Source organism: Haloferax massiliensis (assembly GCF_001368915.1).
Lineage (GTDB): Archaea > Halobacteriota > Halobacteria > Halobacteriales > Haloferacaceae > Haloferax > Haloferax massiliensis.
Window position 1 is genome coordinate 179,994 of record NZ_CSTE01000004.1, and the last position, 13,167, is coordinate 193,160.

Consider the following 13,167-nt stretch of genomic DNA (forward strand, 5'->3'; position numbering starts at 1 on the left):
TCGAACACACGGGACATGAAACGGACCAACCGACGACGGTTTCTCGCCGCGTTCTCCTCGTCCGCGCTCACGTTCGCCGCGGGGTGTCAGCGACCGGTCGCGTCAGCGTCACAGAACCACCCCGTGTCCGAGCCGGTCACCTCGTGGCCGACGTTCCGCGGGGGACGGTACAACACCGGCTACATCGGCGACGTGTCCCCGCTCGACTCGGAGCCAACCGTCGAGTGGACGTTCGAGGCGGGCGACGCGTTCTGGGGGAGCCCAATCGTCGCCGACGGCGTCGTCTACATCGGCAGCGCGGATAGCTCGCTGTACGCGCTCGACGCCGAGACCGGCGAGAAACGCTGGTCCTTCGAGGCGGGACACCGAATCGAGGGGACGCCGGCGTACGCCGACGGCGTCGTCTACATCGGGTCGTACGACAAACACCTGTACGCCATCGACGCCGAGACCGGCGAGGAGCGCTGGTCTCGGGGATTCGGCGGCCTGATTCGGGGGAGCCCGACCGTCTACGAGGGGACGGTCTACACCGGCGTCGGCTGTCACAACCTCGCGTGCGCGTGGTACGCCGAGGAAGCCAACGTCTCGGAGACCGGCTGGGTGTACGCCCTCGACGCGGAGACCGGCGAGACGGAGTGGCAGTACGAGGTCGGCGACGAGGTCGTCAGCAGTCCGGCGGTCACGGACGACCGCGTGTACGTCGGCTCCTCCGACGAGGCGCTGTACGCGCTGTCGCGGTCGACCGGCGAAGTCGAGTGGCGGTACGAGACGCGCGACATGATATGGTCGAGTCCGGCGGTCGCCTACGGCTCCGTCTACTTCACCGACTGGAACGGGAACGTTCACGCCGCCGACGCGGCGACGGGCGAACGGGAGTGGCTGGCCGACACAGCGGGCCGGTACATCTCGGGGTCAGTCGCCGTCGGCGAGGAGGCCGTCTACGTCGGCCACACGCCGTACAACACCCTCGACGACCCGACGACGAACCACGCGAAGGTGTTCCGCTTCGACCGCGAGAGCGGCGCTGAGAACTGGAGTTTCGAGACGCCGGCGCTGGAGGTCGGGAGCAGCCCCGTTCTGACGGAGGACGTGCTCTACGTCGGAACGCACCGGCAGTCGGACGGCGACGGCGTCGGCGTCCACGCCATCACGACGGACGGACAGGAAGAGTGGTTCATGGAAATCGACGGGCGGGGCGTCGGGTCGAGTCCGGCGCTCGTCGACGGGCGACTGTACTTCGGCGGAACCGACGCGAAGGTGTACGCGGTCGAGTAATTCGACTGTGCGCGAGGCGGCTTTCGCGACGGTCCGCGTTCGGTAGCTCCTTTCGGCGCTCTCAGAAGTCGATGTCCTTGAACTTGCGCGCTTGGTCCTCGATGGCCTCCTCGGTGGCGAGGCGCTCGATGCTCGACGCGCCGAAGAAGCCGACGACGCCCTCGGTGTTGTTGAGGACGTACTTCGCGTCGTCGGGCCACGCGATGGGACCGCCGTGGCAGATGACGTGCACGTCGTCGCGGACTTCCTTGGCGGCGTCGTGGTGCGCCTGCACGCGCTCGGCCGCGTCGTCGAGGTCGAGCGCCGTCTCCGCGCCGATGTCGCCGGAGGTCGTCAGGCCCATGTGGGAGACGATGACGTCGGCACCCGCCTCGGTCATCGCTTTGGCCTGCTCTTCGGTGAAGACGTACGGGCACGTCAGCATCCCCTGCTCGCTCGCCTCGCGAATCATCTCGACTTCCTTGTCGTAGCCCATCCCGGTCTCTTCGAGATTCTTCCGGTAGCTACTGTCCTCGTCGATGAGTCCGACCGTCGGGAAGTTCTGGACGCCCGAGAAGCCGCGACGGCGCAAGTCTTCGATGAACACGCTCATCTCGCGGAAGGGGTCGGTCCCGTTGACGCCGGCGAGTACCGGCGTGTCCTCGACGACCGGAATGACCTCGTGGCCCATCTCGACGACGATTTCGTTGGCGTCGCCGTACGGCAGGAGACCGGCGAGGGAGCCACGACCGTTCATCCGGTAGCGCCCCGAGTTGTAGATGATGAGCAGGTCGACGCCGCCGCGTTCGGCGAACTTCGCGGAGATGCCGGTTCCGGCACCGGCACCGATGACCGGGTCACCGGATTCGATCGTGGATTCGATACGGTCGAGTGATTCAGCACGAGTATACTTCATCCGAGTTGACAGGCCATCGCATACGACTTTAATATTTCGGAAGAAACGACCGGCGACCGGGCGCCGGGAGAGCGACGCGGTCGGGACGGCGTCGGGGAGAAACCGCTCGCCCGCGCGGGTCAGTTACCCGGGAACTCGCCGGGCGGGAAAATCGTCGCGTCGTCGTCGTCGCGAATCTCGGCTTCCGGGCCGGGCGGGCAGTAGACCGCGAGGAACCGAAGCGGCTCCCACGACGTGTTGATGGTGCTGTGTTCGACGCCGCTGGGGATGTGAACCATGTCGCCCGCGCCGACCGTGCGCGTCTCGTCCTCGATGGTCTGTTCGCCCTCGCCGCCGAGGAAGTACAGTATCTCCTCGCTGTCGGGGTGGGTGTGTCGCTCGTGGCCCTTTCCGGGTTCGAGCAACACGACGCCGGCGCTGAACCCCTCAGAGCCGGTGACTTCGGGGGTGTTCATCCACTTGAGCGTGCCCCAGTCCAATTCAATCGTCTCTACGTCGTCCGCCTGAACGAACCGCTTTTCGGATACCATGACGTGTTGAGTCAAACAGTATCAATTATTAAATATTTTGGTGGCCGGAATGCGGTCAGAGGTTCGTCGAGCGCTCGCGAGCGACTCGAACGATTTTCGAGAGGAAAACGACGGTGCAGAGTTGAGGTCGACGGCCAACGCGACTGGACTAGCAGTAGGAGGCCTCACACGGTGATTCGACGCTATGCGAGTCGGCGACGGTCACGCGGACGCCCCGGCCCGTTCGCGTGTTGTAAATTATTAATAGACAACTATGATTGCGAGCGAATCGTGACGGAATCTGTCGGCGACTGAACGACGTACTCCGCGGGGACGAGCGGAATCGGAGCCACGTACGGGAGATTATCCGCTCGTCGAACCCGGGCGACCGTCCTACTCACGCGAGCTGTGCGGGGTTCGACCGGCAACGACGGCCGCCGTTCGCGCGTCGAACGAGTGTGGCGTGGTGACGAGTCGGACGGCTCTCGGACATCCGTTTTCATATCGAAAATACGGCGTGGAGTCGCGAGGGCGGAAGGTATCTGCGCCGGTACTCGACCCGTATTTTCGACCGCCATTACAGACGTACATGCGTAATATATCTATTACAAGCGTACGTCTGTAATATATTCTGTCAGCACTCGCAGTTTACGAGACGAGGAGGAACGGCCGTGGGGCCAACAGACAGATTCTGTCCGATACCTCCCGCGTAGACGGTGCGAATCTTCGCGGCGCTTGCACCCCAAACTCCGCGTGAGAAGCGGCCGTCGCGAGGACGCGAAGCGTTTACGAGACCGCAATCGAACGGCTCCGCAACTGGCGGGGGGAACCGTCTACCGGGCGCTCAGACGAGGCGCGAGTTGCGCGACCGAAACGATATTTCGAAATGTGAATCGGGAGGCATTACCGATGAACGCCTCGAATACCGCCGTCGTCGCGCTCAGTACAGAGCGCCCGCCTGTAAGACAGCCACGAGAACGGTCAGGACGGCGACGCTGGCAACGGTGGTCGTGAAGATGGTCGTGCTGAGATACTCGGGCGCGGTGATGCCGTCGACCGTCGTGTCGTCGGCGTACTCGATGGTGAGCGCCAGCGGGATGACCGCGGCGGGGGTCGCACATTCGAGGACGAACACTTTCGCGACGGTCGGGTCGCCGAACCCCAACGCGAGCGCGAGGCCGAACCCGACGAGCGGCGCGACGACGAGCTTCAGCGCCGACGGCGCGAGCGACCGCGATATCACGGACACGTTGGTCTCGGCCAACTGGATGCCGAGGATGAGCAGCATGACCGGAATCGACGCGTCGCCGACGAGTCCGACGGTCTCCATGAGCGCCGAGTCGGTCGGCGGGACGAGCCCGAGCCCACGGGCGAGAACGCCGGCAACGATGGCGTACAGGAGGGGGAGCCGAAATATCTCGGTGGCGGCGTCCAGCACCCCGCTATCGGAGCCGTTCGACGCGATGTAGACGCCGAGGGTGTACACGACGAGGTTCTGGATAGTGAGGTAGATGACGGCGGTCGTCCGTCCGACTTCGCCGAAGGCGAACCCGGACAGCGGGATTCCGACGAATCCCGAGTTCGGGAACGCCGCCGCCAACATGAGCGCGCCGAGGAGCGGTCCCGATTCACCGGCGAGTCGGCCGACGCCCCACGCGATGGCAATCATGAGAAGCGCGTAGCCGACGACGCCGACGCCGAGTTTGAGGACTTCCCCGCCCCCGAGGGTCGTCGTGGCGATGCTGTGGAACGCCAACGCCGGGATGAGTACGTACAGTCCGAGCGTGTTTATCGGCCCGACGTCGATGTCCGTCGTTCGCGCGAGGAGATACCCGACGACGGCGACGCCGAGAATCGGGAGAATCGCGTTCGTGAACGCCCCCGTCAACGACATGGCTCGTACCTCGAAGTAGGTCGATTCGGCGGCCGGGCGCGCTCAACTAACACTCTGCGCTGTCGCTGTCGGCTCATGTCAGTCCCATTGCGCTTCCCGTATAAATAGTATCGGTGATCGCCGCGCGCGGGTCGGCGCTACTCACCGCCGGAGGTCGTGTGAGCGAGCAGATGTGCGAGCAAGTAGTTCCGGAGAAAGCGTTTAACATAACACAGAATCGGGTCGGTAGAATGGACATAGGAATGCAAGTATCGTGAACTACTCTCGGACGCTCGAACGAGGGCTGGCCCACGGATAATAAACGCGGTCGACTCGAACGTTGAGAATCTAAAAGAGATATTTCATGAAATTTCGCTCAGAATGGCCAAGCCGACCACTCAACTCTAATCAACAGATTGGGGCCGACATTCGAGTCACTTAACGAGGAACACGGTCTCTCAGGGATTGCGTATTATCCGAGAAGTGATAGAGAACGCAGTCGCCGGACCGATACCAGACCGGCTCAATGATTCGACGTCAAGGGCGGGTTTTGCACAGTTTATATTGTAAAAATAGAACAATATACTTGGCATTAACCCCGATAGCGACCGGTGGGACTAACGTCGTCGATTCGACGTATCGTCACTCCAAGTGAACATCCGGTCGCGTGGAACTGTACAGCGACGCTGATCGGGGCGTTCGCTGTCCGCTCACGCCCCCGAGTTCTCTCGAAACCCGTCGGCTGAGCGGTCTACGAGACCCATCCCACGGCACGTCGATTTTTCGACTTACCAAGCCCTTCGCAATGTACTATCGACTCTCTCAGTGTGCAGTGGGTTCACACCGTGGACGGGCTCGCTCCATAGGAGGTGAGTAACCGCTTGACACCGTCATCAAGTGCGACCTGTGGAGCATATCCGATACGACTCTCCGCACGGGAGATGTCCGCACACGAGCGCTGGATATCTCCTTGTCGTGGGTCGCCGTGGACGATTGGGGAATTACTGGCCGTCGCGTTCTTGATGATTTCCGCGAGTTCGTGAATCGCCGTCTCAGACCCCGTACCGATATTGTATGCAACACCGAACTCGTCTGTTTTCGCAGCGAGGAGGTTCGCACGTACGACGTCGTCGACGTAGACGAAATCGCGTGTTTGTTTGCCGTCTCCGTCGACGGTGATCGGTTCGCCCGCCCGCGCTTGTTCGAGAAAAGTACCGATGACACCACTGTAGTCTCCGTTCGATTGTCGTGGCCCATAGACGTTGAAATATCGAAGCGCCACCGTCTCCAGACCGTAGAGTTCGTGGTACAGTCGGGCGTATCTGTCTATCGAGAGCTTCTGTAAGCCGTACGGCGATTTCGGCTCTTTGGGTTCGTCTTCGCGGACCGGGACGGTTCTGGGGCGTCCATAGATTGCCGCGCTCGACGCGAGAACGACTCGCGCGTCTTCTCGCCGGGCCGACTCAAGAAGTCTGAGCGTCGCAGTCGTGTTCACAGAATGGCATCTGAACGGGTCGTCGACGGACTTGCTCACGCTCACTTTCGCCGCTTGGTGGAAGATGAGGTCGACGTCGGACGTCGCTTCGGCGATCGCGCGAGAATCCCGAATATCGGCCTGTACCAGCTCTACCGAGTCGGGAAGTCGAGAAGCAGAACCCGAAGAGAGGTCGTCGACGACTCTGACCTCGTTGTCCTCGGCCAGTACGTCTACGATGTGGCTCCCGATGAATCCGGCACCGCCTGTGACGAGAACTGTCTGCCCACTAATGTCTGCCATGACACTACCCACATCGCAATGTCGACTCAAGGTTACTTTGTGTCTTAGTCAGTGGCCTGAACGTCTCCGTCGTCAAAATTAACATCTAAAATTTTTTATTTTTCGGATTATAGACATGGATTATATGTCCCAGGTTCAACTTCGAATGCGATATTTTCCCGCCGCCGCCCGGTTTGGCGACCTACTGTTGGGAATATGTCATTACTAACTGTCAAGGCTCCCGGCTTAATTCGCACTTTCATTACAAGACTAAATTTGTAATTACTTTGACCGCCAACGAAGCGGCCGATTTCGAGGCTCTCAGCCGCGTCCCCGCCGGGCACCGGTGGTCGAGGCCCGCGTATACTCCCGGTATACTCTACCTAATCAAACAGCGATGAGGACAGTACCACCGACAACACTTCTCCACCGGCTATAGTTACAAACGTGTGTGATTTTCAACCTATTTTGATGTTCGTCGTGAGACCGAGTGTCACATCCACTCGTCCGTCTTCTTGACTATCGCCGAAGGTTCGGTTCTCAGTCAGCGTCGGCGGTGACTCGTCCAGACGAGCGCCGGGACAAGCCATCATTCATCGTCTGAGGAAAGTATCGAATAACGGTCCTATTACTTACATTGGTTGAGTGATATCTCGAATCATAGCCTTCGAATCACGACCATGTTTCCGAAATTGAACAGGGTAGCGCACCCATCTCTCTCACAGACAGTATCGATTCAGCTTACTATCGTGACGCTACTCGCGCTGTTTTGGTTGACTCTTGGACTAGGTTCGGCTGGGATATTCGTCTCCGGTCTCAGGGTTGGAAGCACGCTCCTCCTGTTATTTTTCTTGCCCGGCCTCTTACTCACGCAGTTCGCTCGGCTCCGGATTACTCGGGGTGGAGAAGCCGTACTCTACGCAGTCGGGTTGAGCCTCGTCTTCCTTTCGTTGTTCGTCACCTCGGTCGGCGTACTCACACCGCTACTGAACGTCCAAGACACGTTTTCGTTGCAACCGCTGGCTATCTCCTTGACCGTCGTGTTGCTGCTGATAACCGCGCTTTTGCACGTTGTTGAAACACCAGAGGCGCGATTTGACTGGGTCGCGCCGACTCGTTTGACTGCGGGGCTGATAGCTGTTCCAGTCGTTGCGGTACTGGCCGCGGGGTTCATGAACGACGGTGGGGACGCCTCGCTGATGTTCCTCTTCGTCGTTCTCGTCGCCGCTGCTGTCGTGGTCAGCTCGACTCGGTTCCTCCCGCCGACGCAGTACCCATTGGCCATCTTCCTCATCGGACTTGCGACGTTCCTCCATCGAAACCTCCTCACCGGTGGTGTCATCGGTGCAGACGTCCAGTTCCAGTACTTCCTCGCCCAGCATATACAGGAGACCCACGTCTGGTCGCCCGGCGTCGGGAGTCGAATCACGGCGCTCCCGATGGTGACCGCGGTCCCGGCTGCTATCTCGACACTCGCCGACGTCTCAGTCGCGGCGGTGTTCAAGGTCGCGTACGTGTTCGTCTTTTCACTCGTCCCCGTCGGGATCTACTACGTCGGACGGCGTATCTTTGGGAACCGGGAGGCGCTGCTCGGCAGTTTCTTTTTCATCTTCTATCACATCTCGTTCTCTCTCACTCCGGGGAAGCAGTTACTCTCGGAGTTGTTCGTCGTACTGCTTTTGCTGCTCCTGTTCGAGCACGGCCTATCGACAGTCGGCAATAAAGCCGTCGCCGTCTTACTGAGTATCGGCGTTATTCACACCCATTACGGGACGGCATTCGTGCTTGGCGGGTCGCTGCTCGCCGGACATCTCATGCTTGGTGTGGTTCGTCGCGTCGTCGACGAGTTCGAACACGATAGCTCGGTCGTATACCCCGTCACATTTCTCGGATTGGCCATCGCTTGGTACGCGACGTTTTCGCCGCAGTTACTGAACCAGATTCTGCGGATGCCGTTGGTCATCGGACAGCAGGTCGCCAATCTCGTCGTTGGCACGGCGGTCGGAACCGGTGCGAACTACATCGGTGGCCAGGTGACCGTACTCGACCAACTCAACGTCCTCGTCTACTTGGTCCTGACCGCACTGCTGGGGATTGGATTGCTGTCACGGGTCGTCACTCACGGAGTCCGATTACGTCGCGGCGAACGCACGGAGTACGTCGAGTACACTGCGCTCTCGATACCGATGTTCGTCTTCCTCGCGTCGACGTTCTTCGTCATCGCGAACCTCTGGGCCGACAGGACGTACCAGATGGTGTTGGTCGTCCTCGCACCGTTCGTTGCCCTCGGCTTTCGGACTCTGTTCGCGGCGACGGTCACGGCGCTCGAACGCCTCGGGAAACCCAGAGACCTCCGTCCCAGGTGGTCGCTCCTCGCAGTTCTTCTCAGCGCGTTGTTCGTCCTCAACTCGGGTGCCGCGTATGCCGCGGTCGGGAACGCGGACACAGCCACGTTCGACTCGAACGCCAACGATTACGTATTCACTGACGACGAACGCGCTGGTGCCGCGTGGCTCAAGGAACACGCCGGGCTCACTGGTTCCGGTTCGTACCGCTCTCCGAGTGCCGCCTCACCTTCGGACGACACAGTCACGATATACACTGACTCGGTGAGCTACCAACTGCTCCGTTCGACGACTCCGGAGACGTACTACGACGTCCGAATCGAGCGACTGCGGAGCCCTTGGCACCCAGAGTTCGACCAGAGCCGACTGCAACGCGGGTACGTGTTCATTCGGGAACGGAGCGTCAGGGACGTTTCCGGGTCCGAGCGTCTCCCGATTACGTCTCTCTCGCGTGAGCATGCCGAGGACGTGACCGAAGCTGGAACGGTCGTCTTCCGGAACGACGAGGTGACTATCGTGAGAATCGAGGGGCGGTCAGACGGATACTCCGACGACCTGTGAGGGTTCGATTCGCCTTGGAGAAACCGGAGCGAACGTACCACCCCCGAAACGCTTTTACTGAGATACGATGTTGTATCGGATGATTGTGGCATCGACAGATCCGTCCACTGACCCGCTCGTGTCGTACGTTCTGGCGACGTACAACAGGCCGGACGACCTGAGAGAGGCTATCGAGTCCATCCTCGACCAGACCTACGACCCTATCGAGGTAATCGTAGTCAGTAACTCGACGGACGAGACCTCGACCATGTTTGAGGACGGCGGTCGCTTCGACGAACCGACCGTCCACTATCACGAGTTCCCCGGCCGGATGGGCGTCCCACAGGCGCGGAATATCGGATACGACCTCGCGTCGGGCGACATTCTCGTGACCATCGACGACGATGCGGTATTGACCAGTAACGATGCGACGGAGACCGTCGTCCGTCTGTTCGATTCGAATCCCGAGATCGGTGTATTGGCCTTCCAGTGCCGTGACTACCGGACCGACGAGGTGAACCCCCACGAGACGCCCGACCCACCGCGATTCGACATGACACCGACTGTCCCGTATCGCGCGACGAACTTCGTCGGCGTCGGAAACGCGATTCGAAGCGCGGTCATCGACCGAGTCGGTGATTTCCCGGAGGACTTCGTGTACGGGTTCGAGGAGATGGACCTCTCGTTCCGCGTCCACGAAAGTGGCTACGATATCCTCTTTACGCCCGAGGTCGCCGTCTGGCACAAGAAATCGCCCGAAGCACGACGTACCGACCTCGAAACGCAGGAGCGGCTGGTCGGGAACCGAATCAAACTCGCACTCCGTAACCTCCCGATGCGCTATGTAGTGGTCTCGACGGTTCTGTGGTCAGTGTATGGGTTGCTACTCACTCGGCGGCCGTCTTCGCTCTGGAACATCTATCGCCGTCTCTACGACGAACGAGAGACGACCCTTGAGGCGAGACGCGTCGTCTCCCCGCGGACGATTCGGCGAATCAAATCGCGGAAGACGATGCTGTTCTTCTGGTGGTACGGTCCGCACCCCGGTCGCCTCTTCGGGAGAGACGGCACTCCACAGCGGGTGTTCTGGGAGACGAGCAATTGAATTGAATCGCGGCTACTTATCGCTCGTCTGTCCACGCCCTGAACGCCGTTCGTCCGAAACGTAACGGGATGCGAGCAATCGAACCACGGGCAGCACGATACGGTGTCTGACGTCCGGAATCGACACGGAGAACGCGAGGTAGAGCAGTCCCCCGAGCAGTACCTGTAACACTAACGAGAACACGGTATCGACCGGGAACTGCGTCTTGACGCCGTAGACGACAACGCCCATCGCCACTGACGAGAGCGTAAACCATCCGATGAGGGGGTACGGAATCGAGAAATCGACGTATCGGCCGAGATAGCGTGTTTGAAGGAGTGCGTTTACGACCCACGAGACGGTCGTCGCCACCGCGGCACCGACGAATCCGATAGTGACGATGAGAATCGGGCTCAGGACTAAATTGACACCGACGGCGGCGACGGTCGCTTTTGCGGCGAGGTTCGGCCTGTTGATTGCCCTGACCGAAACCCCGACGATATCGTTGATGGATTGGAAGAACTTCTCTATCATCAAGACGACGAGGACCAGCGATGCGATGACGTATTCAGGACCGAAAAGGAATTCGAGAACGTCGGAGCCGTATATCACCGCCCCGACCACAGCGGGAATAGAAAAGAACACCGCGAACCCGATGGCAGTCGAGATGGTCGACTCTATCTGCTTCACCGACGAATCCGCATTCCACTGGCTGATCTGGGGGAACAGCGTCAACGAGATCGACTTGCTGAACATGAGGACGAGCAGCGTCACCTGCCAGGCGACCTCGTACGCACTGACGTAACTCTGGACGAGGAAAAACCCGATGAGGGCAGAGTCCATCCACTGGTAGATGCTCCCCCCGACGGAGTTCACGACGTCGTACTTCGAGAAATCGACCAGCGACCGCATCTGTGGGAGTGCCGGCCGACCAAGGCCGATGTCGCAGGCGAGAACCGCCCAAACCAACGCGACGGCTGAGCCTGCTAAGAGTCCGTAGACGATGCCCTCGGGTCCATATCCACGCGAGACAAAAAACGAACCGAGCCCGACCCAAGTGAGTCGGCGGGCGAACTCGATTGATGCGGTACGGCCGACCCGAAGTCGGCCCCGAACCGCATGAATGTACAGCAGCGAGAGCTCCCGGAGGAAGACGGCGAGGACCAACAACACTGCGAGGTCTCCACCGAGATAGTCGTTGATTCGACCCCGAAACGCGAGGACGCCGAGTGAGACCACCGTGAGCAACACCAGTTTGAGAGCGAGTGCGGAACTCAATGTCCGGACGGGGTCTTCCCCCTCACTCAGCCGTTTTTCGAGTGCGGAACGGAGGCCGAAATCGGCGGGAATCGAGAGCAATCCTTGGACGGCAAAGAACAGGAAGAAGATACCCAATTGCGTCTGCCCGAGGTTTCGGGAGAAGTAGATGATGCCACCGAACATCAGTAGAGCACGTCCCGTCTTTGAGAGGAACAGCTTGAACGTCGATAGTCCTATATCCATGATGGCACAGTGTCGCTAGCGAGTGGGCAACGAATAGTTACCCTGCCGCTACGAGGCACGACGTTCTCCGACCGACACGGTTCGAGTGCTGACCTGCGGCCGGGGCGTGACTGCGTCACGATGCACTGAACAGGGTGTTGAGTACACCTCGTGCGAACGGTTTGGGGTCGTCGAACGAGATGTAATCGAAGTGGGGGTGCTGGTAGACGGACGAAGCGACGTCGACGAACGCCTCCCTCATCGACGGTTTGTCGACGTTTGGGAAGTCGTCGACGAGGACGCTCCTGAGATACTGGAGTTCGCCGACGAGTAGATGCGTCGCGACGCCTTCCTCGTACCCCGGTCTGATTTCGTCTTTCCGACCCTGATTCGTGAGCCAGTAGTCGTACGGGTAGGTAGCGCCGGCGCGGATATCGAGATTCACGGAAGCCCACACTCGCGGATTGATTTCGAGGAGGTAGAACTCGCCGGTCTCTCGTTCCTTGATGAACTGAACTGACGCGAGCCCGTTCCATTCCAGATGAGTAAGCAACGATTCGGCCAACTCCTCGACCGCTGGGTCGTGTGTCATCTCCCGGAACACGCTCATCCCGCCAGCGTACGTTTTTCCGCGAAGTTGCCGTCGGAGACTCGTCTTCACCGGCTCGCCGTGGTCGTAGAGTGCCCGGAACGAGTACTCCTCCCCCCAGTGACACTCCTGCACCACGGGAACGTGGCCAAGCATGTCTTCGATGAGCCGGTCGACGTCGGGCGAGACGCCCCTCGGGATGTACTCGGGGCGTTGCCTGCCTTCACACTCCGTCGCCTCTAGATGGTCCACGTAATCGTGAGTGAGGATTCCGTACCGAGGTTTCACGATGAGCTCTCGATCCCAGTCTGTCACGTCCGTGAGGAGTTCCGTCTTCGGAACGCGGAGTCCGATGTCTTCCGCAACAGTAGCCAATCGATACCCGTCCTGCGCGACCCTGACTGCATCGAACGACGGCCAGCCGATCTCGACATGCGGTTTGAAATCCTCAACGTACCGTGAGAGGACGTAGGCGTCTTCCTCCCTGATGGGGAGTATTGCTTCCACGTCGGGGCGCATCGAGAGCGAGACGAGCGCATCTTTGTACGCGATGACGTCCTCGTGCGGTGATGGAACGACGACGGTCTCGTCCGCGTACTTCGATGCGAACGCTGGGACAGTTTCGTCTTCCGAAACGACGACTGTATGAACCCCTTCGGGCGAGAGTGACCGAAGCGACGCGACGACGCTCACAGATTGATTCGCTGGAACGATGATCGACTTCCACATGATTGTCTTCTCCTCCGCTACTTTTCACCTCATCATGATTGATTATCAAGATGATTCACGTTGTGCTTGAGAGTCTGTGTTTGCTGAACG

Annotated in this window: 9 protein-coding genes; 3 read left to right on the forward strand and 6 right to left on the reverse strand. The window is 60.0% G+C overall.

Annotated features, from left to right (window positions below; translation table 11 throughout):
* Positions 1 to 15 precede the first annotated feature (15 nt).
* The gene (locus BN996_RS16030; RefSeq protein ID WP_089780722.1) at positions 16 to 1,275 is read left to right on the forward strand and encodes an outer membrane protein assembly factor BamB family protein; all 1,260 of its coding nucleotides are present in this window, start codon (positions 16 to 18) and stop codon (positions 1,273 to 1,275) included.
* 61 nt (positions 1,276 to 1,336) lie between these two features.
* Here the strand turns inward: BN996_RS16030 and BN996_RS16035 are convergent, their stop codons facing one another.
* The 4 genes from BN996_RS16035 to BN996_RS16050 all read right to left on the reverse strand — a co-directional run bounded on the left by BN996_RS16035 (position 1,337) and on the right by BN996_RS16050 (position 6,329).
* On the reverse strand, positions 1,337 to 2,170 hold the full coding sequence (locus tag BN996_RS16035) for a phosphoenolpyruvate hydrolase family protein (RefSeq protein WP_089780724.1): 834 nt from the start codon (positions 2,168 to 2,170) through the stop codon (positions 1,337 to 1,339).
* A 119-nt stretch (positions 2,171 to 2,289) separates the two neighbouring features.
* Positions 2,290 to 2,700, reverse strand: a complete 411-nt coding sequence (locus tag BN996_RS16040) for a cupin domain-containing protein (RefSeq protein WP_089780726.1) — start codon at positions 2,698 to 2,700, stop codon at positions 2,290 to 2,292.
* A 919-nt stretch (positions 2,701 to 3,619) separates the two neighbouring features.
* A complete protein-coding gene (locus tag BN996_RS16045; RefSeq protein WP_089780728.1) occupies positions 3,620 to 4,573 on the reverse strand; it encodes an AEC family transporter in 954 nt (317 codons plus the stop codon).
* A gap of 817 nt (positions 4,574 to 5,390) precedes the next feature.
* The gene (locus tag BN996_RS16050) at positions 5,391 to 6,329 is read right to left on the reverse strand and encodes an NAD-dependent epimerase/dehydratase family protein (protein ID WP_089780730.1); all 939 of its coding nucleotides are present in this window, start codon (positions 6,327 to 6,329) and stop codon (positions 5,391 to 5,393) included.
* 659 nt (positions 6,330 to 6,988) lie between these two features.
* On the opposite strand from BN996_RS16050, the gene BN996_RS16055 reads away from it, so the two are divergent.
* Positions 6,989 to 9,214 (forward strand): DUF2206 domain-containing protein, encoded by a 2,226-nt coding sequence (locus BN996_RS16055; protein WP_089780732.1) that lies wholly within the window; start codon positions 6,989 to 6,991, stop codon positions 9,212 to 9,214.
* Positions 9,215 to 9,293: 79 nt separating this feature from the next.
* Positions 9,294 to 10,298, forward strand: coding sequence for a glycosyltransferase family 2 protein (locus tag BN996_RS16060; RefSeq protein ID WP_089780734.1), 1,005 nt, complete (start codon positions 9,294 to 9,296; stop codon positions 10,296 to 10,298).
* Positions 10,299 to 10,310: 12 nt separating this feature from the next.
* Here the strand turns inward: BN996_RS16060 and BN996_RS16065 are convergent, their stop codons facing one another.
* Both BN996_RS16065 and BN996_RS16070 read right to left on the reverse strand, forming a co-directional pair.
* A complete protein-coding gene (locus BN996_RS16065; protein WP_089780736.1) occupies positions 10,311 to 11,780 on the reverse strand; it encodes a flippase in 1,470 nt (489 codons plus the stop codon).
* Positions 11,781 to 11,895: 115 nt separating this feature from the next.
* Positions 11,896 to 13,077, reverse strand: coding sequence for a carboxylate--amine ligase (locus tag BN996_RS16070; protein WP_042665781.1), 1,182 nt, complete (start codon positions 13,075 to 13,077; stop codon positions 11,896 to 11,898).
* Between the last annotated feature and the right edge of the window lie 90 nt (positions 13,078 to 13,167).